Annotated in this window: 20 protein-coding genes and 1 pseudogene; 5 read left to right on the forward strand and 16 right to left on the reverse strand. The window is 61.0% G+C overall.

What is annotated here, in order from left to right; genetic code table 11:
* Nucleotides 1–894: 894 nt before the first annotated feature.
* From nhoA to ACQUTI_RS02340, 4 genes are all read right to left on the reverse strand, one after another.
* A complete protein-coding gene (gene nhoA / locus ACQUTI_RS02325; RefSeq protein ID WP_004202712.1) occupies nt 895–1,740 on the reverse strand; it encodes an N-hydroxyarylamine O-acetyltransferase in 846 nt (281 codons plus the stop codon).
* 76 nt (nt 1,741–1,816) lie between these two features.
* A complete protein-coding gene (locus ACQUTI_RS02330; protein ID WP_032456128.1) occupies nt 1,817–3,472 on the reverse strand; it encodes an ABC transporter permease in 1,656 nt (551 codons plus the stop codon).
* A 55-nt stretch (nt 3,473–3,527) separates the two neighbouring features.
* On the reverse strand, nt 3,528–4,496 hold the full coding sequence (locus tag ACQUTI_RS02335; RefSeq protein WP_192079878.1) for an ABC transporter substrate-binding protein: 969 nt from the start codon (nt 4,494–4,496) through the stop codon (nt 3,528–3,530).
* Nucleotides 4,493–5,194: an ABC transporter ATP-binding protein gene (locus ACQUTI_RS02340; RefSeq protein ID WP_004202717.1), complete on the reverse strand. Its 702-nt coding sequence runs from the start codon at nt 5,192–5,194 to the stop codon at nt 4,493–4,495. Before ACQUTI_RS02340 ends, ACQUTI_RS02335 begins: the two co-directional genes overlap by 4 nt.
* 214 nt (nt 5,195–5,408) lie before the next feature.
* On the opposite strand from ACQUTI_RS02340, the gene ACQUTI_RS02345 reads away from it, so the two are divergent.
* On the forward strand, nt 5,409–5,990 hold the full coding sequence (locus tag ACQUTI_RS02345; RefSeq protein WP_032456131.1) for a flavin reductase family protein: 582 nt from the start codon (nt 5,409–5,411) through the stop codon (nt 5,988–5,990).
* Between the two features lie 55 nt (nt 5,991–6,045).
* Here ACQUTI_RS02345 and ACQUTI_RS02350 read toward each other — a convergent pair whose 3' ends face one another.
* Nucleotides 6,046–6,870 carry a helix-turn-helix domain-containing protein gene (locus ACQUTI_RS02350; RefSeq protein WP_004202721.1) on the reverse strand — a complete coding sequence of 275 codons (825 nt, stop codon included), beginning with the start codon at nt 6,868–6,870 and terminating at the stop codon, nt 6,046–6,048.
* Between the two features lie 204 nt (nt 6,871–7,074).
* Here ACQUTI_RS02350 and ACQUTI_RS02355 point away from each other — a divergent pair, with 204 nt between their 5' ends.
* Genes ACQUTI_RS02355 through ACQUTI_RS02365 form a run of 3 tightly spaced genes read left to right on the forward strand, consistent with a single transcriptional unit; the run spans nt 7,075 to nt 11,709 of the window.
* Nucleotides 7,075–8,643 (forward strand): family 78 glycoside hydrolase catalytic domain, encoded by a 1,569-nt coding sequence (locus tag ACQUTI_RS02355; RefSeq protein ID WP_064187175.1) that lies wholly within the window; start codon nt 7,075–7,077, stop codon nt 8,641–8,643.
* A 23-nt stretch (nt 8,644–8,666) separates the two neighbouring features.
* Nucleotides 8,667–10,049 (forward strand): glycoside-pentoside-hexuronide (GPH):cation symporter, encoded by a 1,383-nt coding sequence (locus ACQUTI_RS02360; RefSeq protein ID WP_017900503.1) that lies wholly within the window; start codon nt 8,667–8,669, stop codon nt 10,047–10,049.
* A gap of 43 nt (nt 10,050–10,092) precedes the next feature.
* Entirely contained in the window at nt 10,093–11,709 is a 1,617-nt protein-coding gene (locus ACQUTI_RS02365) for a carbohydrate porin (protein ID WP_032425871.1), read from the forward strand.
* Nucleotides 11,710–11,748: 39 nt separating this feature from the next.
* Here ACQUTI_RS02365 and pptA read toward each other — a convergent pair whose 3' ends face one another.
* From pptA to ACQUTI_RS02415, 10 genes and pseudogenes are all read right to left on the reverse strand, one after another.
* Nucleotides 11,749–11,976, reverse strand: a complete 228-nt coding sequence (gene pptA / locus ACQUTI_RS02370) for a tautomerase PptA (protein WP_002906690.1) — start codon at nt 11,974–11,976, stop codon at nt 11,749–11,751.
* A 70-nt stretch (nt 11,977–12,046) separates the two neighbouring features.
* Nucleotides 12,047–12,664, reverse strand: a complete 618-nt coding sequence (locus ACQUTI_RS02375; RefSeq protein ID WP_182949316.1) for a glutathione S-transferase family protein — start codon at nt 12,662–12,664, stop codon at nt 12,047–12,049.
* A gap of 77 nt (nt 12,665–12,741) precedes the next feature.
* Nucleotides 12,742–13,593 (reverse strand): transporter substrate-binding domain-containing protein, encoded by an 852-nt coding sequence (locus tag ACQUTI_RS02380; RefSeq protein ID WP_072140557.1) that lies wholly within the window; start codon nt 13,591–13,593, stop codon nt 12,742–12,744.
* A 38-nt stretch (nt 13,594–13,631) separates the two neighbouring features.
* Entirely contained in the window at nt 13,632–14,411 is a 780-nt protein-coding gene (locus ACQUTI_RS02385; RefSeq protein ID WP_117131299.1) for an amino acid ABC transporter ATP-binding protein, read from the reverse strand.
* The gene (locus ACQUTI_RS02390; protein WP_004202730.1) at nt 14,395–15,321 is read right to left on the reverse strand and encodes an amino acid ABC transporter permease; all 927 of its coding nucleotides are present in this window, start codon (nt 15,319–15,321) and stop codon (nt 14,395–14,397) included. The genes ACQUTI_RS02385 and ACQUTI_RS02390 overlap by 17 nt, the downstream gene beginning before the upstream one ends.
* Before the next feature lie 9 nt (nt 15,322–15,330).
* Entirely contained in the window at nt 15,331–15,840 is a 510-nt protein-coding gene (locus ACQUTI_RS02395) for a GNAT family N-acetyltransferase (protein ID WP_236947520.1), read from the reverse strand.
* Nucleotides 15,841–15,851: 11 nt separating this feature from the next.
* Nucleotides 15,852–18,115, reverse strand: a pseudogene (locus tag ACQUTI_RS02400) (NtaA/DmoA family FMN-dependent monooxygenase).
* Nucleotides 18,116–18,139: 24 nt separating this feature from the next.
* Complete coding sequence (locus tag ACQUTI_RS02405; RefSeq protein WP_049116192.1) at nt 18,140–19,261, reverse strand: M20 peptidase aminoacylase family protein; 1,122 nt, start codon at nt 19,259–19,261, stop codon at nt 18,140–18,142.
* The gene (locus ACQUTI_RS02410; RefSeq protein ID WP_428923193.1) at nt 19,251–20,258 is read right to left on the reverse strand and encodes an MsnO8 family LLM class oxidoreductase; all 1,008 of its coding nucleotides are present in this window, start codon (nt 20,256–20,258) and stop codon (nt 19,251–19,253) included. The genes ACQUTI_RS02405 and ACQUTI_RS02410 overlap by 11 nt, the downstream gene beginning before the upstream one ends.
* Before the next feature lie 91 nt (nt 20,259–20,349).
* Nucleotides 20,350–20,901, reverse strand: a complete 552-nt coding sequence (locus tag ACQUTI_RS02415) for a shikimate kinase (RefSeq protein ID WP_254465460.1) — start codon at nt 20,899–20,901, stop codon at nt 20,350–20,352.
* Between the two features lie 95 nt (nt 20,902–20,996).
* Between ACQUTI_RS02415 and ACQUTI_RS02420 the strand changes: the two genes are divergently transcribed.
* A complete protein-coding gene (locus ACQUTI_RS02420; protein WP_049116190.1) occupies nt 20,997–21,692 on the forward strand; it encodes a class I SAM-dependent methyltransferase in 696 nt (231 codons plus the stop codon).
* Nucleotides 21,693–21,715: 23 nt separating this feature from the next.
* Here the strand turns inward: ACQUTI_RS02420 and dapF are convergent, their stop codons facing one another.
* Nucleotides 21,716–22,582: a diaminopimelate epimerase gene (dapF, locus tag ACQUTI_RS02425; RefSeq protein ID WP_186601900.1), complete on the reverse strand. Its 867-nt coding sequence runs from the start codon at nt 22,580–22,582 to the stop codon at nt 21,716–21,718.
* Nucleotides 22,583–22,732: the final 150 nt, after the last annotated feature.

The raw sequence follows: 22,732 nt of genomic DNA on the forward strand, positions 1-22,732 counted from the left end.
CGTAGGCCCGCGCAAGCGCAGCGCCGCCGGGCAAGATATCAGGCACGGTATCCTTGATTTCGCCGGGTGACGGCTGCGCCTTACCCGGCCTACGTTCCCGGCCTACGGTTCGTGCGACCTGCCGTTAATTTATTCACCATTGTTGCTGAAACTGCCGGTGCTGGCGGCCTCAAAATCGCTGAGACGTTCCCGGCAGGCCGGGGCAGCCCGCATGGATGCGGGCTGAGGGCCGTGTTTTGCAAGGACGCTGCCTCGGCCCGACCCGAAGCCTGCCGGGATAAGTCGAAGGCACCACGCAGTGGCGATTTTGCTGGCCGGAGCCCGGGGGTACAGGGGGCGGCGGCGACTGGCCGCCCCCTGTGCGCTCCCTGCGCCTTAAGAGACATAACGCAGACAATTAACCGGGAGCGCAAACTACGCTGAAGCCACAGATAACATAAACAACCACACTGCAGTGCTTCCCCTCACCCTGGCCCTCTCCCGGAGGGAGAGGGAACCGTCCGGCTGGCGTTCAGGCCCGTGCAAGCGCAGCGCCACCGGGCGATGACTGTGGGCACGGAGCCACTTTTATGCCGGGTGGCGGCTACGCCTTACCCGGCCTACAGGATCCACTCACAGGCTCACACCCCGTAGGCCCGCGCAAGCGCAGCGCCGCCGGGCTAGATATCAGGCACGGTATCCTTGATTTCGCCGGGTGGCGGCTGCGCCTTACCTGGCCTACAGGATCCACTCACAGGCTCACACCCCGTAGGCCCGCGCAAGCGCAGCGCCGCCGGGCAAGATATCAGGCACGGTATCCTTGATTTCGCCGGGTGGCGGCTGCGCCTTACCCGGCCTACAGGATCCACTCACAGGCTCACACCCCGTAGGCCCGGCCGCCGGGCATGAGGAAATTTACTTCCCGGCTTCCGGATGCGTATCGAACGCCGCCATTACCGCCGCCAGCGCCGCTTCACTAAAGCCATGTTTAGGATCGTCCACGCCCAGGCCGAAGCGGGTTTGCAGCCCTTCGTACAGCGCGGAGACATCGGCAAAATCGACCTTCTCCACCACGTGGTTATTCTCCCAGTGGGTAAAGTGGAAATTGGTGAGGGTCATTTTGCCGCCGTCAGGCAGATGACGGCACATCAGCAGGTGGTGACGGAAGTGGGACTGCGGCCAGTGCGCCGACCAGAAGTTACCCATCACATAATCAGACGCATACTGGCGGCCTAAATCGAAATGGTACATCGACTGCCAGTGTTCGTGATGGTTGAACTGCAGCGTCCACTCATCCCCTTCATGCACCAGACGATAGCTGCCGTGCGGCGTCTGCTGCGGGATATCGGCCAGCAGCTTAATCGGCGCGGTCAGCGTCTGGCCGCCGAAGCCAACGTCGGCGATCCAGCGCTCACCCGCCACTTCCACCAGCAATAAACGATGGGTGCGCGGCGGCATCTGCGGCGGATTGGCCAGCACCACCCGGCCCAGCAGGCTGCGGACATTAAAACCTATTTCGCGCAGCGCGCGCTCCAGCAGGCCATTTTGTTCAAAACAATACCCCCCGCGTCGGCCGGCGATCAGCTTCGCTTCCAGCGCCAGGTCGTCAAGATGGATCTCGCGCGGCAGCAGGACGTCGAGGTTTTCGAAAGGGATAGCGCTGTTATGCTGCAGATGCAGTTGGCGCAAGGTATCAATAGAAACATCAGGCTCTCCCGTCCAGCCCAGACGGGAAAAATAGGCGCGTAAAAAGGGACTCATCAGGGTCTCCAGCTGTTGGTGTCCGACATTTATAGCCTATATTCCCGCGCCGACCCTCTTTTTTGTGCGCTTGTCGTTAACCGCGCGTGCTGCGCTGCATCAGCGCCAGCGCCGTCAGCATCAGGAGCAGACCGGTCAACAGCGTCAGGCTGGCCATCGCCATGCCCTGACCAACGGATCCCTGTTCGAACTGGCGCCAGATAAACACCGCCACGGTCTGCGTGCCGGCGGGCGCCAGCAGCAGCGAGGTCACCAGCTCCCGGGACGCCACCGCAAACACCATCAGCATCGCCGCCAGCAGCGCCGGAAAGACCAGCGGCAGAACAATTAGCCGCAGCGCCTGCAGCGGCGATGCGCCGTGGACCCGGGCGGCGGGCTCAAGATTGGGGCCGAGTTGGCGCAGCGCGCTGCCGACATAGCGCACCGGCCAGGGCAGCAGCAGGCAACAATAGGAGAGCAGCAGCATCCACAGCGTGTTGTAGGGCGAGCGCGGCCAGAAGGGCTGATTCCACAGCAGGATCAATCCCACCCCCACCACCACGCCCGGCAGCGCCGCCGGCATCAGCGACAGCGCATCCACCACCCCGCGCCCTTTGATCTTCTGCACCATCACCAGCCAGGCGGCCAGCAGCCCCAGCGCGCCGACGATCAGCGCCGAACCTAGCGCCAGAGACAGGCTGACGCCGAGGGCCGACAGGGCATCGCCCTGCTGGTCGAATAGCGCCGCGAAATGACGCAGCGTGACATTCTCCAGGCTGACTCCGCCCGAGAGGGTGCCCATCAGGCTGGTGAGCATCATCGAGGCGGCGGGGACCCCGACCGCCAGGCCGCCGACGGCCGCCATCGCCAGCAGCGCGGGCAGCGTCATCCAGCCCAGCGACGTCCCACGGTTTTCTCCCGGTTTGCCGGTGACGCTGGTGACCTCCTTCTCCCCCACCAGCCGCGTTTGCAGCCACCAGGCGAACAACGCCACCGCCATCAGCAGCAGCGACAGCAGCGCAGCACCGGTGAGATCCACCGGCCAGTCGGCCAGCTTTTTCTCAATGCCCACCGTCAGCATCACCACTCCCGCCCGGCTGCCCAGCGCCGCCGGTACGCCAAACTCCTCGATGGCGAGAGTAAACGCCAGCAGCATCCCCGCCGCCAGCGCCGGGGAGAGCATCGGCAGCGTCACGTGCCAGAAGGCGCGCCAGGCGCTGGCGCCATGGACCCGGGCGACCATCGCCAGCCGTTGCCCGCTCGCCAGCAGGCTGCGGGAAACGGCAAAGTAAACCACGGGAAAAATATTAAAGGTCATCACCAGCACGATCCCGCTGCGGCTGAATAGCAGATCGTTTAGCTGCCAGCCGGTCAGCTGCTGCAGATAGCCCTGGCGTTGCAGGGCCAACATCCACGAGAGCGCCGAGATATAGGGCGGCGTCAGAAAGGGGATCAAAAACAGCAGGTCCCATAGCCGGGGCAGCGGCAACGAAAACATACCGCGCAGAATGCCGAGCGGCAGGCCGATGAGGACGCTGGCCAGCGCCACGCCGCCGGCGATCCACAGCGTACCGCCGAGCATCGACATCAGCTGAGGGTCCGCCAGCAGCGGCGAGACGCCGCCAAAGGCGTCATGGAGCGAACCGGCGCTAAAATGGGGAAAAATCGCCTGCAGCAGAATAAACAACAGCGGTAACGCGACCAGCAGCGTCAGGGCAGCAAGGGTCACGCCGGAAAGGAATTTTTGTTTCACAGCGGTTCCTGAAACGAAGCGTTCTCCGGCGGCCAGCGCCGGAGAACCGTGTCAATTAGTGGGCATACAGCTGACTGAAGCGGGTCAGGACGGCGCTACGCTCGCTACTCCCCTCGCCGCTGGTGGGCAAGACCTTCAGCGCGTCCAGCAGCGGGCGTTTAGCGGCCACATCGCGGCGAGCGGGCATCAGCCAGGCGTCGGCGACCCGCGCCTGACCTTCCGGCGACAGCACGTAATCGATAAAGGCTTTGGCGTCGTCGGCATGCTGGCTGGTTTTGAGGATCATCATCGGGCGTGGGGCAATCACCGTCCCGCTGGGCGGGAAGATCACCTTCAGCGACTCGCCCTGCTGAATATTGCCGTAGGAGACATAATCCACCGCGCCGAACACCGCCGCTTTCGCCCCCTGCATCACCGGCGTCACCGCCTGGGCGTTGGGGCCGCTGACCACCATGCCGTTCTTTTTCAGATCGTCAAACAGCTGCCAGGCCTGGTCGCCCATGCTGTTTTGCAGGCCAATCAGCAGATCCAGCGACGCGCCGGAGAGCGCCGGGTCAGGCGTCGTCACCTTATCTTTAAACGCCGGCTGGGTGAGATCCCGCCACTCTTTCGGCTCCGGAGTGCCGCTTTTGCTGTTCCAGACGATGCCAAGCGCCGAGACCCCCTGGGCGATATAGTCCGCCGATTTCAGATTAGCCGGTACCTTGTCGGCATTGGCGCTGTGAAAAGGCAGCAACCAACCCCGCTGGTGCAGATCCTCCGCGGTATCCCATGAAGCGGAGATCAGCACATCCGCCTGTGGGTTGGCCTGCTCGGCCTCCAGACGGGCCATCACTTTGCCGGTGGTGGCCTGGAAAACGGTCACCTTCACCCCGGTCTGTTGTTCAAAACCGCTGGCCAGGCTTTTCGCCAGCGAGCCAGGGCCGGCGGTGTAAACGGTCAGCGCATGGGCGCTTGAGAGCATCATGGCGGAGAGAGCCATCGCGAGTACCACTCCTTTCTTAACGGTCATAACGGTGTTCATACAACGTCCCCTGAGGTTGGCGTAACGGCGCGGACAGCGGCCACGCGGCCCGCGGATAAATGGACTATCCGGTCGGCTAACAGCTCGGCTTCACGGCGGTCATGGGTAACATACACGGCGGTGATGCCGAGCTGGCGCAGCAGGCGGCTCATTTCGCCACACAGCGATTCGCGCAGTTCGCTGTCCAGGTTGGAGAGCGGCTCATCAAACAGCAGCACCCGCGGCGCGGCGACGATCGCCCGCGCCAGCGCCACCCGCTGCTGCTGGCCGCCGGAAAGGCCTGAAGGTTTACGTTCGGCAAAGCCGTCGAGGCCCACCCGCGCCAGCGCCTCGCTCACCCGGCGCTCGCGTTCGGCGCGGGCAATGCCGCGCATGCGCAGCGGAAAGGCGACGTTCTGCGCCACGCTCATATGCGGCCAGAGGGCGTAATCCTGGAAAACCATGCCGATATCGCGTTGTTCCGGGGGCAATCCCCAGCCTGCGCGGGCCACCAGCCGATCGCCAAAGCGGATTTCACCGCTGGCCGGCACGCTCAGCCCCGCCAGCAGGCGCAGCAAGGTGCTTTTGCCGCAGCCGGACGGGCCCAGCAGCGCCACAATGCTGCCGGGTTCGATATGCAGCGAGAAGCGATCGAGAATGGGGGTCTCTGCGAAGGCGAATGAGACCGCCTGCAGAGTGATAGGGGTCAGCGCGCGCATTGTCGCCCTCCCTTGCGGGAAAGCAACCCCTGCCCGGCGGTCGACATCCGACGGGACGCGCTCACCTGGGATAACATCAGGGGAGCCAACATATTGTGATCCTCTTTGGGACTTTGTGCTGGCGACTATAGTCAGACGAGATGACGTATTGATTACATTTTCATTGCGGCTTAACGTATTACCCGCCAACCGACCCATTACTCAAGGAACGCCTATGAGCCGCTTTCGCCACGTGGAACTGCAGTATGCCAGCCGCCTGCTCAACCACGGTCCGACCATTTTGATCACCAGCTACGACGCTGCGTCCGACCGGCGCAACGTCATGGCCGCCGCCTGGTCGATGCCGGTGGAATTCGCCCCACCGCGGGTGGCTATCGTGGTGGATAAAAGCACCTGGACGCGGGAAATCATCGAGCGCAACGGCACCTTCGGCATCGTGGTTCCCGGCGTGGCCGCCGCCAGCTGGACCTACGCCGTCGGCAGCGTCAGTGGCCGCGATGAAGACAAATTCAATGCTTACGGAATTCCGGTGGTGACCGGTCCGGAGCTGGGCCTGCCGCTGATCGAGGAGAAGTGTCTGGCATGGATGGAGTGCCGTCTGCTGCCGGCGACGGCGGCCCAGACCCAGTACGACACCCTGTTCGGGGAGGTGGTGTCTGCCGCCGCCGATGAACGCGCATTCGTCACCGGACGCTGGCAGTTCGACGACGATAAGCTCAATACCCTGCATCATCTTGGCACCGGCAATTTTGTCGCCAGCGGTCGTCATGTGCGGGCAAACTCCCTCGACGAATAAGCGTGACCTGCCGCGGGTGGCAGATTTTTCCCCTGCCCGGCCTGCGGCCCCCCTTTTAACCCGGTGGGCGGCGGCGATCGGCGCTTGGGGTCAGGCCAAACACTTTTTTATACAGGGTGGTAAAGTGGTTGCTGTTGGCGAAGCCGCACAGATAAGCCACTTCGGTAATGGTCATCTCCGTTTCGCGTAATTTGACCCGCGCGGAGACCAGTCGCAGACGTTTCAGATAATTATCCGGCGTTAATCCGGTGGCCTCTTTAATATGGCGAAACGCCGTGCGGGTGGTGAGATGAAATTGCTCCGCCAGCTGCTGCCAGTTATGTTCTTCGAAACAGTGCTCCTGCAGCCAGGTGAGTAATTTATGCAGTTTATAGCGGGTGCTGCTATATTCGGCTTCCGACTCGGCTGTGAGAATGGTGGTCACCAGCTGGAAAAAGAGAGACTCCCGTTGCGGGGTATTATCCGCCGCCCTCAGCGCCGGGGAAAATATCTTTTCCACCAGTTCCCGACAATAGCTGCGGGTCTCCGGTGCCAGCCAGCCATAGCAGGCGGCGCGCTGCGCCGATAATTGCTGCAGCAATCCCTCCATCTGCTGTAAATAGCGAAAGGCCACCGCCGGATTAATTAAGACATTAATCAACTTCAGCGTCCCCAGCTCATCATAATAGTGGACATCGCCAGGCTGGACATAAAATACATCGCCCTGCTGGATATACAGCGGGCGGCCATTAATAACGTGTAATCCATGCCCCTCCTCGACGATCACCAGCTCGGCAAACTCGTGGCCATGTTCCTGGCTATTATCTTCCGGGTCGCTGGCGTACATGCCGAGCTTATCCTGGGGGTGGGTGAAATAATACTCAACGGTCAGTGTCATCATTACAGCAAATCCTGAACAGCCTGGTGCGCAGGGGCACGATAATCTATTCCGGCCCTCGGCACGCGCCCGATGTGCGGATTTGTGATCGCCAGCGCCCCCACCTCATTATTCCTGCCATTTTCACTGACGGTTTGGCATTGCCAGAGTGGTGGTGCCGCCGGACGACGGCCTATGCTGCGCCTAACCTAATGGAGAGGACGCAGTATGTCACAGGCAATTCAATACAATTCCAGTGTGGCGATGACCCGCCATCCGCATTTATTAGAGCGTGCGGCCGCCCTAACGCCCGCGCTACATCGTCAGCGCCAGGCGCCGCAGGCCATCGTCGAGGCCGTCGCCGATCCGGCGGCGCTGAACGGCTGGCGGGGACACACCGTCTGCACGCCTGAGCAGTTTTATCAGCAGCCGCTTCGCGTCGGCGACAGCATCATCATTGACTTTGGCAGCCATTTTGTTGGCTACCTGCAGTTCAGCTGCCGCAGCGTCGGCAGCCCGCCGGATGCCCCGGCCCATCTGCACTTCACCTTCGGCGAAACGCTGAGCGAAGTCTGCGAGCCGTTCAGCGAGTACCAGGGGTGGCTGAGCAGTAGCTGGTTGCAGCAACAGGATCTGTGGCTCGACGTCCTGCCCGCCCGGGTTGACCTGCCGCGTCGCTACTGCCTGCGCTACCTGAAGGTGGAAATCAAAGCGCTGTCGCGCAAATTTCGTCTGCAGTTCGATGAGATAGCCCTGGAAACCGTTACCTCAGCCGGCAGCCCGCAGCCGGCGGTCATCGCCGATTCGGAGCTGAAAGCCATTGATGACGTCGCGGTTCGCACCCTGCAAAACTGCATGCAGGAGGTGTTTGAGGATGGGCCGAAACGCGACCGTCGGCTGTGGCTCGGCGACCTGCGCCTGCAGGCGCTGGTCAATGACGTGACCTTCGGCCACCACGATCTGGTCCGCCGCTGCCTGTACCTGTTTGCCGGCCATACCCGGGAAGATGGCATGGTCTCCGCCAATGTCTTTGTTCAGCCTGACGTGCGCGCCGATGACACATTTCTCTTTGATTATTCATTATTTTTTGTCGACGTACTCTATCACTACCTGCAAAGCACTGGCGACATGGAAACCGCCCGTGAACTGTGGCCCACGGCGCGACGGCAAATCGAGCTGGCGCTGACCCGCTGCGATACCCGCGGCCTGGTACGTGACAGCGATGACTGGTGGGTATTTATCGACTGGCAGGCGGAACTGAATAAACAGTCGTCAGCGCAGGGGGTGCTTATCTACTGCCTGCAGCGTGCCCTCTGGCTGGCGCAGCGTGTTGAACCGCAGCGGGTAGCCGACTACACCGCTACGCTCGCGCAGCTGAAAGAGGCCGCCCTCCGCCACCTGTGGGACAGCGAGCGGCAGGTGTTTATCAGCGGCGCCGCGCGCCAGGTCTCATGGGCATCGCAGATCTGGCTGGTACTGGCGGAGGTTGGCACCGCCGGGCAGCGGCAAGCGCTGATGCGCCGCCTGCAGCAACATCCGCCCGCCATTGCCATGAATACCCCCTACTTGCGCCATCATCACATTGTCGCCCTGCTGCAATGCGGCCTGCGCGAGGAGGCGGTAGCGGAGATCAAGGCCTACTGGGGAGCGATGGTCGACTACGGCGCCGACACCTTCTGGGAAATTTTCGATCCGCAGCATCCTGACTTTTCCCCCTATGGCAGTAAGCTCATCAATAGTTACTGCCATGCGTGGAGCTGTACGCCGGCCTGGTTTATTCGCCAGTACGGACTTTAACAACAACGATAAGCGAGTGATTTATGGCAGAAACAACGTTTACCCTGTGGCGGCAGCGCCTTGGCTATGGCATTGCCGATCTCTCCTGCAACCTTGTGTGGCAGATGATCTCTCTGTATCTGATGTTTTTTTACACCGACGTGATGGGCCTCCCGGCCTATTATGTCGGGCTGATGTTTCTGGTCACCCGACTGGTGGACGGCGTGGCCGACGTGCTGATGGGGCTGGTAATCGACAATACCGCCACCCGCTGGGGGCGCTGCCGTCCGTATCTGCTGATTGGCGCGATCCCCTTTGGACTGCTGTGTATTCTGGCCTTCTACGTGCCCGATTTCGGCACCACCGGTAAGCTGATCTACGCTTTTGTCACCTATTTGTGCCTGTCGTTTCTCTATACCCTCGTTAATATTCCATTCTGCGCCATGCTGCCGTTTCTGACGAACGACTCGCGAGAGCGCACGACGCTGTCGGCAGTGCGTATTCTGCTCGGCTCGCTCGGGGCGACCATTGTCGCGGTCGCCACTCTGCCGCTGGTTGGCGCGCTGGGCAAAGGCAATCAGGAGCACGGCTTCTTCTATACGGCGGTAGTTTTCGGCGTTATTGCCACCTTTTTTCTGCTGGTGAGCTTCCGGAACGTTAAGGAAAATATCAGCATTACTCAGGAGCGCATGACCTTAAAACGCGCCTGGGTCAGCCTGCGCGCCAATCGACCGTGGTTCGTCTTCGCCATCAACATTTTCCTGATGTGGGGCGCGTTTTTCTTCCAAACCGGGGCGCTGGTCTACTTCTTCCATTATTACGTCGGCAATAACGAACTCACGGCGGTCGTCGCCGGGATCTCGACCTTCGTTCCCCTGCTGGGCACCCTCACCGTGCCGCTGCTCGCCAGCCGGATGAAAAAGCGCCACGTGTATCTGGTCGCCAGCGGGATCAACCTGGTCGGCATGGGTATGATGATGGCGGCAGGCGTTAACAGCTGGGGTCTGGTTGCCGGAGCGGTCGTGTTATCGCTTGGCGCCGGACAGCGCACGGCAATTTACTTTTCCATGCAGGCCGATCCGGTGGATTACGGGGTATGGAAAACCGGCATCAATACCGCCGGCATTTTAACCTCCATCAACGGCTTTCTTGGTAAGGTGGCTATGGCGGGCGCAGGAGCCATTACCGGGGTACTGCTCTCATCCGCCGGTTATATCGCTAACCAGACGCAAAGCGACGGCGCGATGCTGGCGATAAAAGCCTGCTACCTCTATATCCCCGCGCTGCTGATTGTGGCCTCAATGTTGTGGATGGGTCGCTTCTACCGCCTCGACGACCAGTACGAGCAGATCCGCGCTGACCTTGACGCTGGACGCCGTGCGCCGTCGAACGCATCGTCTGTTGGTGGAGAAAACCACGCCCTGTAAGGCGCAGCACACCCTTCATACCTCTGAAAAAATAAGGATTGATATGCGTATCTCTTTGATAAGCGCAGCGGTTTGCTGCGCCCTTTTTTCGGCTTACGGCGCGAGTGCGGCCCCACTCACTGTCGAGCAACGGCTGGCTCTGTTGGAGGCCCGGCTAAATCATGCGGAGCAGGAGGCGGGAGAAGCTAAACGCCGGGCGCAGCAGGCGGAGCTGCGCACCAGCGCCGCGGAACAGCGCGCGGCGGCAGCGGAAAAGCAGGTGCAGGCGCTCAGCCAACAGACCACGGCTCGCGAACAAAAACAGCAGGCCACCAATCAGCAGCTGAGCGAGCAGCTGGCGAAACGCGCCCCGGACGATGGCTTTACCTTTAACGCCTACGCCCGTTCCGGAATGTTAGTCAACAGCCACGGCAAAGGCGCCCGCGGCGGGCCAGGTATCTCCCCGGCCAGTTCGCTCAACGGCGATGCCCACGTCGGCCGTCTCGGCAACGAAAAAGATAATTACGCTGAGCTGAGCTTTGGCAAAAAGCTTACCTTCAACGATGGCTCATGGGCGCGCTTTAAGACCATGCTCGCCGACGGGGCCACCAACCCGGATCCGTGGGTTCAGGATAACGACAGCCACCATCTGAACATTCGTCAGCTGTACGTCGAGATGGGCGATTTCGCCGAGTTCACCGGGCCGTTAAAACGCGCCTCGATCTGGGCCGGCAAGCGCTTCGATCGGGATAACTTCGATATCCACTTTACCGATAGCGACATCATGTTCCTCGGTGGCACCGGCGGCGGAATCAATGATGTCGACTGGGGAAGCGGCCTGCGCGGCGATTATTCGGTGTATGCGCGTAACTTCGGCGACCTTGGCAGCGATAATTACGCGGATAATGACATCCAGAATCTGCTGTTCACCGCAAACCATTTTTACGGCAACTGGCAGCTGATGACCACGGTGATGACCGCCCAGGGCAACGATGACCTGAAAGATAATACCTCGACCACCGGGAGCTATGCCCTGCGCAGCGATAACACCGCCAAAAACGGCTACTACGCGATGCTGGCCCTCCACGACAAACAGCAGTTCTACGGCCTGGCGCCGGGGGTGTCGGAAAGCGCCCTGCAGTACGGCGTCGGGCTGGGCGCCGAAGCGCGTCAGCCGGGGAGCGATGGCGACCTGACCGAGAACGCGGCCTCCCTGCGCTTTGCGTCGTACGGGATCCTGCCGCTGGGGAAAAACTGGCAGCTGGCGCCGTCGGTGATCGCCCAGCACAGCGAAGACCGCTATCGCGACGGCGACCGCTACGACTGGGCGACGTTTAACCTGCGGGTATCGCAAGGGATCTCCGCTCACTTCGCCCTGCTGTATGAGGCCTCGTGGCAGTATATGGATCTCAATCCGAACGGGCGCAGCTATCGCTATAATGACAACGTTTATCAGTATCAGGCGGTGCGCGGTGATTTCTACAAGCTGACCTTCGCCCCCACCTTTAAAGTGGGCGATGTGTTTGATATCAAAGCGCGGCCGGAGATACGTTTCTTTGTCACGTGGATGAACTGGGATAAAGACCTGGATCGTTATGCGATCAACGATGATTTCGGCAGCAAAGGCTTTACCGCTGGCGGGACATGGAACTTCGGCGTGCAGACGGAGATTTGGTTCTGACCGAGCGTCACTGGCGGGCATCATGCCCGCCAGTGGCAATTACATGCTATAACCCGGCTTCTTAATCAACTGCGCCATCTGCGGGGCGATCTCACTATCCCACACCGCCTGCCACGCGTCCGGCTCAACCTGGGTGAGCGCGACGCTGACCGCGCTCTCTTTGCTGTTCAGATGACGGATCAGCACCTCGGTAATGTCGGCGGCCAGCGCGGTTTTTTGTTCGTCAGTCAGTTCACGGGGAAAACATTTAATATCTACATGCGGCATAGCAAAGACTCCTTGTGGTCAGAGCCATAACGCTACCACAGAATGGCCGTTCTGGTTGCCATCGCGTGCGTTAAATCAGCTTGTTACGGCGTAGCGCCACGGCCAGCTCCGGTCGCTGACAGACCGCCCGGGCGATGGCGGCGAATTTTGGCGCGTGGTCGTCAAACCACGCCTGTCGCGGCCCCCAGCTGTACATCGCCGCGATATAGCAATCCAGCAACGTTACCGACGCGCCCAGCGCCCACGGCCCGGCGGCAAGCTGCTGTTCGAACCAGAGATAGAGATTTTTCCGGTACTGGCGACAATTCTCCACCAGCTGCTCCGCGGCGGCGGGCGCCCAGCGTTCCGGGTAATCGGCATAGGTAAAGGTAGGATAGACATTGGCCACCAGCCAGACCAGCAGACGCTGGAACTGTTGACGCTGCGGCGTCCCCGGCGCGGGGGCCAGGTCGGGACGCTGGTCGAGGATCATCAGCGCGATGGCGGCGGTTTCGGTCATGATGTTGCCGTCGGCCAGCCTGAGGGTGGGCACCTGACACAGCGGGTTAATCTGCCGCAGGCGCTCGCGCGCCGGGCCGGGCTGGTCAAAGCCCTCAACGTCAACCACCTCGTAGGGAATATCGGCCAGGGAGAGCATCAGCTCGCTAATCGTCGAGCCCCATCCCGGCACGCCATAAACGGTAATCATGGTCTGCCTCCAGGATAAAGCCTAAGTGTAGGCAGAAAATTACCGCTCACCCAACCGGCATACCATGGCCCGGGTGGTTAGTAGGTGATCCCCGGCGGGTTGACCACCGACTGCGCCACCGCCTCGCCCTGCTCTCCCCAGCGCGCCAGCACCTGCTGATATTCACCGCGGGCGATCGCCCCGTCGAGGGCTGCCTGCAGGGCAAAGACCAGGCCGTTGCCTTTTTTGGTGGTCGTCGCCACCCACGCTTTTTTCGGCCCCAGGCCTACCACCCGGGTCTGGCCATTAAGGGCCGCTTTATAGGCGGCCACCGACTGCGGGCCGAAAAAGATATCCGCCCGCCCGGACTGGATATAGAGGTTGCCGGAGGCATCATCGGTCAGGTAGACCGGCTGGGCCGGCGGCCGCCCGGCGGCCCGGTTGTCCTCATTCCAGCCCAGCAGGATCCGCTCCTGGTTGGTGCCGGACCCGACGATCACTTTGCGCCCGGCGAGGTCTGCGGGTCCGTTTACCGCGGCGATGTCGCTGGTGGATTTCACCGAGAAGGCCAGGGAGTCCACCCGGTAGGTGGCGAAATCGAACTTCTCTTTGCGCTTCTCGGTTACCGCGATATTAATCAGCGCCACATCGTAGCGGCCGGCGGCGATGCCCAGCGGCCAGTCCTCCCACGCGGTGGGCACCAGCCTGAGTTTCAGGCCAAGGCTTCCGGCCAGCAGGCGGGCCATATCCGGGTCGCTGCCGATCCGCGTGCGGTTGTCGCTGGCCAGCAGCGCCAGCGGCGGCGAATTGAGCGCCGAGATCGCCACCGTCAGCGTCCCCGGTTCCACGAAGCGATAGCCCGGTGGAATTTTCGCTATCGCCTGCGGGTCGCGGGTGACCGGCAATGGCTGCTCATTGGCGCGCAGATCCAGCGCCGCGTGAGCGTCCAGCGCCAGGGCGCTGAATACCAGGGTCGCTATCGCTCTGTTCATGACGGCAGCACCCTGGATAAAAACTGCCGGGTACGCGGATGCTGAGGATGGTTGAGCACCTCGTCGCTGCTGCCCTGCTCGACGATCCTGCCGTCGACCATAAACACCACCTGATCGGCCACCTCGCGGGCAAAGCCAACCTCGTGGGTGACCACCACCAGAGTGGTGCCGGAGCGCGCCAGCTTCTTGATGACATCCAGCACCTCGCCCACCAGCTCCGGATCCAGCGCCGAGGTGGGCTCATCAAACAGGATCACCCGCGGGTCCAGCGCCAGCGCCCGGGCAATAGCGATACGCTGCTGCTGGCCGCCGGAGAGATGCCGCGACCAGGCATCTGCTTTATTGCGCAGTCCGACCACGTCCAGCAGCTCCCAGGCACGGGCAATGGCCTCTTTGCGCGTGACCTGCTTGTGGGCGATCGGCGCCTCTATCAGGTTCTCCAGCACCGTCAGGTGCGGAAACAGGTTAAAGTTCTGAAACACGTAGCCGACGTTGATCCGCTGGCGGAGGATCTCCTTCTCTTTCATCTCATACAGCTTGTCGCCTTTGCGGCGATAGCCGATATAGTCGCCATCAATCTGAATAAACCCCTCATCAACGCGCTCGAGGTGATTAATGGTGCGCAGCAGCGTGGACTTGCCCGAACCGGAAGGGCCGAGGATCACCGTCACCGTGCCCGGAAGTATCTCCAAGGACACATCGTCCAGCGCTTTGTGGCGGCCATAGTATTTGCTGACGCCGGTGATAGAGATATGGCCATTACGAGAGCTGGGCATGGACGGCCTCCTGGGGCTGTGGTTGACGTGCGGGTTGATTCAGACGGCTGCTGCGGGCGCTGTTCACCGCCGAGCGGCGCTCGCTGCGCGCCAGTCCACGTTCTACCAGGTACTGTATGGCGGAGAGAACGCTGGTGATCGCCAGATACCAGGCGGCGCCGACCATCAACAGCGGGATCACCTCCTGGGTACGGTTGTAGATCATCTGGATGGTGTAGAACAGCTCCGGCATCGCCAGGACATACACCATCGCCGTTCCTTTCGCCAGACTGATGATCTCGTTGAAGCCGGATGGCAGAATGGTGCGCAGCGCCTGCGGCAAAATAATGCGCAGCGTGCGTCGCCAGGCGGGCAGCCCCAGCGCGGCAGCGGCCTCATACTGCCCATGGTCAACGCCGAGGAAGCCGCCGCGAATAATCTCCGCGGTATAGGCGCTCTGCACCAGGGTCAGGCCCACCACCGCCGTGGAGAATTGCCCCAGCACGTTTATCGTCTGGTAGCTGGCCCAGGTGACGCCGGTAAACGGGATCCCCAGCGACAGGGTGTCGTAAAGATAGGAGAAGTTGTAGAGAATGATCAGCACTACAATCAGCGGCAGCGAGCGAAACAGCCAGATATAGCTCCAGGCGAGGCTGCTGAGCAGCCAGGATGAGGACAAGCGGGCCAGCGCCAGCAGGCCGCCGAAGATCACGCTCAGCACCGTGCCGAGCAGGGTCAGAAGCAGGGTTTGTCCCAGCCCTTCGAGGATCACCGGGTCAAAGAACCAGCGGGCGAAGACGCCCCACTCCCAGCGCGGGTTGAAGGCCACCGACTGGATCACTACCGCCAGCACCAGCAGGGCCACCAGGGCTCCCACCACCCGCAGCGGATAGCGCGCCGGCACCACTTTTATCGTTTCAGATGTATGCATAATGCCTCCTCAGGCGCTGTGGCTAAAGGCGCTCACCGCCAGCGCTTTAGTGAACCGCAGCCGGCCATCGTAAGGCGGCTGACTGTACTCTTCCGGGTCTCGCGCGAGGTCAAACTGCGCCTCATACCCCTGGCTGAGATAGAGCTTTACCGCCTCCGGCTGGCGGAAGCCGGTGGTCAAGTAGATATGGCTGTACCCGGCCAGCACCGCCCGCCGCTCCAGCTCCTGAACCACTTTCGCCGCCAGCCCCTGCTGGCGCAGACGGCGGTGCGTCCAGATACGTTTGATCTCTGCGGTGTGGCGATCCTTAGGTTTATAAGCGCCGGTGGCGATAATTTCGCCCTCACGCTCAAGGACGATAAACAGCCCCTGCGGCGGCAAATACCACTCGCTCAACTCCACTTCCGCATCGCGGGAAAAATAGTCGCCGTAGCGGGCGGCGTATTCAGCAAACAGCCCGCTAATAATCGGCTTCAGCTCCGGTGCGTCCGGAGAAATATCGCGGAATGCTTCGCTCATCGCGCCTCCTGTCAGTCGCCCAGCCCGGGCGGGTTGATTTCCGATTGCGGTATGCTTTCCACCCCTTCGCCCCAGCGGTTAAGCACTTTGGCGTAGTCCCCGCTGGCGATAGCGCCGTTCAGCGCCGCCTGGACGGCATTCACCAGCCCGCTGTCTTTTTTCAGCGTTACCGCGATATGCGCCGCTTTCGGCCAGCCGCCATCGACGCTGCCCACCAGTTTGGTTTTGCCGGTCAGCGCCGCCTTCCATGCGCCAATTACGTTAGGGCCGAAAAAGGCGTCGGCTCGCCCGGTCTGCAGCGCCAGCGTCTGGGCGGCATCATCCTTGGTGTAAACCGGGGTAAACGGCTTCAGCCCCTTCTTGACGTTCTCCGCGTTCCACGCCAGCAGGATCGCCTCCTGGTTAGTACCGGAGCCGACGATAATCTTCAGCCCGGCGATGTCCTCCGCCTTGTCAATTTTGTTCAGCGGACTGGTGCTTTTGACGTAGAAGCCCAGCGAATCTTTGCGGTAGGTGGCGAAATCGAACTTTTCTTTTCGCTCTTTGGTGACGGTAATATTGCTGATCGCGGCATCATATTTGCCGGAGGTGACTCCCAGCGGCCAGTCTTCCCAGGAGGTGGGAACTACGTTCACCTCCAGCCCGAGACTCTCCGCCACCAGCCGGGCGATATCCGCCTCGCTGCCGAGCAGGGTTTTGTTGTCATCGGCGAAGACCGTCAGCGGCGGTGAGTTCAGGGCCGCCACCGCGACGGTGAATTTCCCCGGCACCGCCAGATGCAGATCTTTCGGCAACAGGGCAATGGCCTTCGGGTTTTTCGCTGTGTGAATCGGCGTTTTGTTGGCCTCCAGGCTTACCCCGGTGCCATTGATCTTGACGTCCTGTGCCCACGACGAGGCGCTAAATGCCAACGCGACGGCCAGCAAGAGTGTTGTTTTCTGCATAGCGTGATTCTCTTTTCTTATTTTTGGAATTGATTAGCGGGTAGCGCCAGGCCCAGACTTTCCCGCAGGGTGGTGCCCGGATAGTCGCGACGGAACAGACCGCGCGCCTGTAACAGAGGCACCACCTCGTCAACAAAGCGCGGGAAGGTTTCCGGCGTGCCGCCCTGAATGATGAAACCGTCCGCCGCGCGCTGTTCGAACCACAGCTGCAGGCCATCGGCGACATCGCTGGCGGTGCCGGTAAAGCGCGGACGTGGGCTCGCGGCCTCCAGGGCCACCTGGCGCAGGGTTAATCCCCGCTCGCGGGCGTGACGTTTAATCTCGTCGGTGGTGCTGCGGAAGCTGTTTTGTCCCAGGTCGCCAATATCCGGGAACGGTTCATCAAGCGGGTACTGCGAAAAATCATGGTGTTCGAAATAGCGCCCAAGATAGTTCAGCGCATCCTCGATGGAAACCAGCGCCGCGGTAGTCTGGTACTGACGTTCCGCATCCTCGGCGTCATCCCCGACGATGACGCTGACGCCCTGGAAGATATGCAGTTGGTCCGGGGTGCGCTGCCATGCCGCCAGCTGGCTTTTGACATCCTGATAAAATGCCTGCGCCTCGGCCAGCGATTCCTGATGGGTAAAAATGGCATCGGCGTGGCGTGCGGCTAATTTCTTGCCGTCGTCCGACGCGCCAGCCTGGAAAATAATCGGCCGTCCCTGTGGCGTGCGGGCAATATTTAGCGGCCCGGCCACTTTAAAGAAATCGCCATGGTGATCGAGCGTATGCAGTTTATTTTTATCAAAGAACTGGCCAGTCTCCTTATTGCGCACAAAGGCGTCCTCTTCCCATGAATCCCATAAGCCTTTCACCACCTGCAGATATTCATCGGCAATGCGATAGCGCAGCGCATGATCCGGATGCTGGGCCCGGGAGAAGTTTTTCGCCGACCCTTCCAGCGGCGAAGTGACCACGTTCCAGCCTGCCCGCCCCTGGCTTAAATGGTCAAGGCTGGCGAACTGTCGGGCGGTGGTAAACGGCTCGCTGTACGAAGTGGATAAAGTCCCCACCAGCCCCAGCCGCCGGGTAACCGCGGCCAGCGCGGAAAGCACCGTTAAGGGCTCGAAGCGATTTAAAAAATGGGGAATCGATTTTTCATTAATATATAAACCGTCGGCGACAAAAATAAAATCCAGCTTACCCGCTTCCGCTTTTAACGCCGTCTCTGTAACAAAATCAAAATTAATACTGGCGTCGGCCTGGGCCGCCGGATGACGCCATGCGGACATATTTCCCGATGCACCATGTAATATGGTTCCCAGACGCAATTGTCGATTTTCAGACATAGCTACCCCTTCCCCTGCCATCCGTTAAATGTGTTGTAACGCTTCTTCCGCGAGCCGGGCGAAATAATGTGCCGCGGGTGCAATCAGCCGTTCGTCCGGATTAAATGCCGGATGGTGCAGACCATATTCGCTTGCGCTGCCGATGCTGACGAACGCCCCGGGAATATGCTGAAGATAGACCGCAAAATCTTCGCCACCGAGATGCAGATCGGCGTGATGGGTGCGGTACCCGGCCTGGGCCGCCACGTCGCTGGCGAAGTCGGCCCAGCGGGCGTCATTGACCAGCGCCGTCGGGCCGGCATACCAGAAGACGTCAATCTGTGCGCCAAAGGCGCTGGCGAAACCGGCCGCGATCTCGCTGACCCGGGCCTTGACCCGCTGCTGCACTTCACTGCTGTGGGTGCGCAGCGTCCCCTCAAGTTCGACGCTCTCCGGCAGCACGTTCCAGGTATTGCCTCCCTGGATCCGCGTCACGCTGAGCACCACTGAGTCGAGGGTGTTCACTTCCCGGCTGGCCACGCTCTGCAGCACCGTCACCAGCTGGCTGGCCAGCAGGATCGCATCCTTTCCTTCATGTGGGCGGGCGGCATGCGCCCCCTTCCCGGTCACTTTGAAAACGAAGCGATCGACGTTGGCGTAGAACGCGCCGCCGCGGGTGGCAAATTCGCCCACCGGCAGGCCGGGCTCATTGTGCATACCAAAGATCGCCGACACGTCCTCCAGCGCCCCGGCGCGGATCAGGGTTTTCGCGCCGCCAAAATTTTCCTCCGCCGGCTGAAACAGGATCCGTACCCGCCCCGGGAGTTCCGCTTCCCGCTCCTTCAGCAGCAGCGCCGCCCCCAGCATCACGCTGGTGTGAATATCATGGCCGCAGGCATGCATCACCCCTTCATTTTGCGAGCGGTAAGGCAGACCGGTCGCCTCCTCGATGGGCAACGCGTCGATGTCCGCCCGCAGGGCAATCACCTTGTCGCCGCTGCCGACTTCGGCGACCAGCCCGGTTTTCAGATCGAAGGGCAGCAGAGTCAGCCCGCCGCTCTGCAGCCAGTCGCGGATCCGCGCGGTGGTGGCTACTTCCTGTAGGGAGAGCTCCGGGTTCTGGTGCAGCTCGCGCCGCCAGCTAATCAGTTGTTGTTCAAAGGACATTCAGCACCTCCTTGCCGTAGTGAGCCTGCGCCAGCAGGCGCAGAGAGTGCAGGCGCTCTGGCCCGTCGCTAATGGGGGTATCAATGATGAGTTCATCCAGCCGATCTTCCGCCTGCAGCGCGTCAAGCCGGGCTTTAACCTGTTCGGGAGTACCGGAGATCAGTGAAGATTCGCGGCGGTGGATGCGTGTCGGCCGGCTGCCAGCCTGGCGGGCAAAGGCGACGGCCTGAGCCTCACTGCCGACGGTCACCCGCTGGCCGTTCTCCAGCTCGACGCCCCACACCTCGACCTGCTGCGCCAGCGCAGCGGCGGTGGCCGGATCGTCAGCCACCACCACCTGCACGGCGACGATCGCCTCACGCGGGCTGAGCTCGCGCCAGCGGTTGATCACCGTGCGGCGCAGCGCGCTGTCGCCATTGAGATGGGCGGCAAAGACAAAGTTCCAGTCAAGACGGGCGGCCAGTTCCGCACTCTCCAGGCTGGCGCCGAGCAGAAATCCGTCGGCCCGGCGCGGCGGGATCGGCGTGGCGCGCAGGCTCTCCTCTCCCCCTGGCTCAGTCAGTGACAGCCAGTTATCCAGCTGCGCCAGCTGATCGGCAAAGGTCCCTTTCTCCTCCTGATGCAGGCCCTGCTGCAGGGCGCGGGTGGAGAGCGGCAGGCCGCCAGGCGCCTTGCCCACCCCGAGATCGATGCGACCCGGCGCGAGGGCGGCCAGCAGGTTAAAGTTTTCCGCGACTTTATAGGGGCTGTAGTGCTGGAGCATGACGCCGCCGGACCCAAGACGAATGCGCCGGGTGTGGCCCAGCAGCCAGGCGATAACCAGCTCCGGAGAGGGGCTCGCCAGCTGATCGGTATTGTGGTGTTCGGCGACCCAGAAGCGGTGATAGCCCCAGGCTTCGGCGTGTTGCGCCAGCGTTAATGTGCGCGCCAGCGCCTGCGCGGCGGTTTCCCCGGCGGCAAGCGGACTTTTATCCAGGATACTGATTCGATAAGACATTTCGCAGGCTCATATGAAAGTACGTGCCTGCATTATTAAAATCTCTGCTAACTATTGAGAAACAATTAATTCACATGTGTACTGCTGAAAATTAGATATGCCCGCCTGACCGCTGCGCTTCCAGCTCGCGGAGCAGCGCCTCAGCCTGCCGCGGACTGCGCAGCCGGACGAAGCGAATATGCCGATATTGCGGAGCCTGCATATCGGCCAGATAGCGTCGACGATTCTGCCGCCAGGTCTTCAGCGTCCAGAGGATGATGGATTCCCGGCTGCAGAACGAACGGCGGAAACTCTCGCGGTTGCCGGTGCCCGGCCATAGCTCCTGTTGTCGCCACGCCCGGCTCGCGGCCCGCCACACCGCCTGGCGCAGCGTGCGCCAGAGGCCATAATCCAGCCAGATCACCAGATCCACCTCGCGCCATTTGACCCCGCGGCTGCGATTGTAGTTGCCGTCCAGCACCCAGCCCGGGGTGGCCGTCGCGGCGGCAATGGCGGCGAAAAACGCCTCATCAGGCGTGCCCTGCCAGTTTGGCCGCCAGTACAGGCGATCGAGCTCGATCCAGGGTAGTCCCAGCCGGTGCGCCAGGCGCCGGGCCAGAGTGGATTTGCCTGAGCCGCTGGTGCCGACCACGTTGATGTTCATCTCTGTTTCTCCCTGGTAGCCAAACGAATACTTATTTCAATGTTAAATGGCGTATATAGTAGTGATGTTTATCAATGATAAAAGGTGTTTTCAGGATGAACCCCTATGAAGCCCGCTACAGACAACTGTTAGCCAACGGAGCCAGCGCCTGGGCGGGTGATGGTTTTGCCAGGGCAAAGATACAACAAGAAAAAACATTTCATTGGCTGGATGCCCATGGCTATTTACCCGCTCCCGGCGCGCCGGTACTTGAACTGGGATGTGGCAATGGTGCCATGGCAGCCCAGTATCTGGCGGAAAGAGGCTATGCCGTATCGGGTGTTGATGTGTCCGAAACGGCGATCCGCTGGGCAGAAGACCGTTTTCAGCAAGCGGGTCTGGACGCCACATTTTTCGTCGGCAACGTCTGTCATCTTTCTCAATGTGAGGATGCCCAGTTTGCCTTAATCATTGATGGCAGCTGTTTACATTGTCTGCTGGAAGATGAGCGTCGCCGTTTTTTCGCCGAGGCGAGAAGATTGCTGAAACCCGCAGGCCGGCTGGTGATCGGCTCGATGTGCGGGCTTCCTCGTTATGCTGAAGACCTCGCCACTTACGATCCTGTCAAGCATCATCTCCTGAAAGAGGGGCAGCCCTGGCGTACGCTTAAACCCCTCCCGGCTTTACTGAATGAGATACAGCAGGCGCAGTTTAGCGTCCTTACCACCAACGTTAAGCACAATGCCTGGTGGGATCATGCCACCATCGTTTGTTCGGCAAACGGGCCGTCGGCGGATCCTGAAGGGGCTTAATGTCAGGCTTACCGCCCCCTCTGTCATGCCTCGTCATTGAAGATGACGCCGCCGCCAACAAAGCAGTCTTTATCCAGCGTCAGGCTGGCGATTTTATGCACCGGGCCACGCATACGGACCTGAAAATCTGCGTCGAAGGTGATGTGCAGCTGACCACCAGGCATGTTGACATCCACCCGATCGTCCACCTTCCCTAACCGGCGCATGGCGCTGGCCGCCGCGCAGCTGCTGCTCCCGGAGGCCATCGTAAACCCGGCGCCCCGCTCCCAGATACCAATCTTCAGGGTATGGCGATCGACAATTTCCACGAACTGCACATTGCAGCGTTTGGGGAATAAGGCATGATGTTCAATTTGCGGTCCTAAACGATGAACCTGTTCCAGGTCGAGCTTATCCACGAGGACAACGCAGTGGGGATTGCCCATGGAGACCAGCACGACGGACAGGGTTTCATCCGCCAGCGTCAACGGATAATTCACCGCCTCGGGCAAATTCACTAAGGCGGGTAACGCCGCCGGATTGAAATTCGCCCGCCCCATATCCACGCTAATCTGATGAAAATCACTCTCCACGGTGCAATAGACATCTCCGCCCGCCGTGTGCACTAAAAAAGGCTCATGGCCGACGCGACCGATATCAAACAGATAGCGCGCATAGATCCGTAGCCCATTACCGCTTTTCTCCGCCTCGGAGCCGTCCGGATTGATTATACGCAGCGTGGGATGGGTTTGATCGCCGCTGTCGATCAGCAGACCATCGGAACCAACGCCATAGTGGCGATGGCACAGAATTCGAATATGCTCGTTGCTCAGCTGGTCGGCAACGGCGCGATGGCATACCAGGTAATCATTACCCAGTCCGTGATATTTATGAAAGTGTAAGGGGGTCATTGTGTGGGGTCGCCTGGCGCTATGGGTCTGATCTTGCATCTTACAATACCTGCGCCGCCAGAATGAATTAAACACTAAGGCTTAACCGCTCTGTTCATTCTGCTCTTCGGCAGGCAGGCGTCATGCTTCTCCCGTCTGCGCATCCCCGCC

Origin of the sequence: Klebsiella sp. 7-CIP_Kleb., assembly GCF_050378655.1 — a bacterium.
GTDB classification, from domain to species: Bacteria; Pseudomonadota; Gammaproteobacteria; order Enterobacterales; family Enterobacteriaceae; genus Klebsiella; species Klebsiella quasipneumoniae.

Bases quoted from the DNA above. Each gene is read 5' to 3' on its own strand.
- nhoA (WP_004202712.1), bottom strand. From the start codon at position 1,740: ATGAGTCCCTTTTTACGCGCCTATTTTTCCCGTCTGGGCTGGACGGGA.
- ACQUTI_RS02335 (WP_192079878.1), bottom strand. From the start codon at position 4,496: ATGAACACCGTTATGACCGTTAAGAAAGGAGTGGTACTCGCGATGGCT.
- ACQUTI_RS02340 (WP_004202717.1), bottom strand. From the start codon at position 5,194: ATGCGCGCGCTGACCCCTATCACTCTGCAGGCGGTCTCATTCGCCTTC.
- ACQUTI_RS02345 (WP_032456131.1), top strand. From the start codon at position 5,409: ATGAGCCGCTTTCGCCACGTGGAACTGCAGTATGCCAGCCGCCTGCTC.
- ACQUTI_RS02350 (WP_004202721.1), bottom strand. From the start codon at position 6,870: ATGATGACACTGACCGTTGAGTATTATTTCACCCACCCCCAGGATAAG.
- ACQUTI_RS02355 (WP_064187175.1), top strand. From the start codon at position 7,075: ATGTCACAGGCAATTCAATACAATTCCAGTGTGGCGATGACCCGCCAT.
- ACQUTI_RS02360 (WP_017900503.1), top strand. From the start codon at position 8,667: ATGGCAGAAACAACGTTTACCCTGTGGCGGCAGCGCCTTGGCTATGGC.
- ACQUTI_RS02365 (WP_032425871.1), top strand. From the start codon at position 10,093: ATGCGTATCTCTTTGATAAGCGCAGCGGTTTGCTGCGCCCTTTTTTCG.
- pptA (WP_002906690.1), bottom strand. From the start codon at position 11,976: ATGCCGCATGTAGATATTAAATGTTTTCCCCGTGAACTGACTGACGAA.
- ACQUTI_RS02375 (WP_182949316.1), bottom strand. From the start codon at position 12,664: ATGATTACCGTTTATGGCGTGCCGGGATGGGGCTCGACGATTAGCGAG.
- ACQUTI_RS02385 (WP_117131299.1), bottom strand. From the start codon at position 14,411: ATGCCCAGCTCTCGTAATGGCCATATCTCTATCACCGGCGTCAGCAAA.
- ACQUTI_RS02390 (WP_004202730.1), bottom strand. From the start codon at position 15,321: ATGCATACATCTGAAACGATAAAAGTGGTGCCGGCGCGCTATCCGCTG.
- ACQUTI_RS02395 (WP_236947520.1), bottom strand. From the start codon at position 15,840: ATGAGCGAAGCATTCCGCGATATTTCTCCGGACGCACCGGAGCTGAAG.
- ACQUTI_RS02405 (WP_049116192.1), bottom strand. From the start codon at position 19,261: ATGTCCTTTGAACAACAACTGATTAGCTGGCGGCGCGAGCTGCACCAG.
- ACQUTI_RS02410 (WP_428923193.1), bottom strand. From the start codon at position 20,258: ATGTCTTATCGAATCAGTATCCTGGATAAAAGTCCGCTTGCCGCCGGG.
- ACQUTI_RS02415 (WP_254465460.1), bottom strand. From the start codon at position 20,901: ATGAACATCAACGTGGTCGGCACCAGCGGCTCAGGCAAATCCACTCTG.
- ACQUTI_RS02420 (WP_049116190.1), top strand. From the start codon at position 20,997: ATGAACCCCTATGAAGCCCGCTACAGACAACTGTTAGCCAACGGAGCC.
- dapF (WP_186601900.1), bottom strand. From the start codon at position 22,582: ATGACCCCCTTACACTTTCATAAATATCACGGACTGGGTAATGATTAC.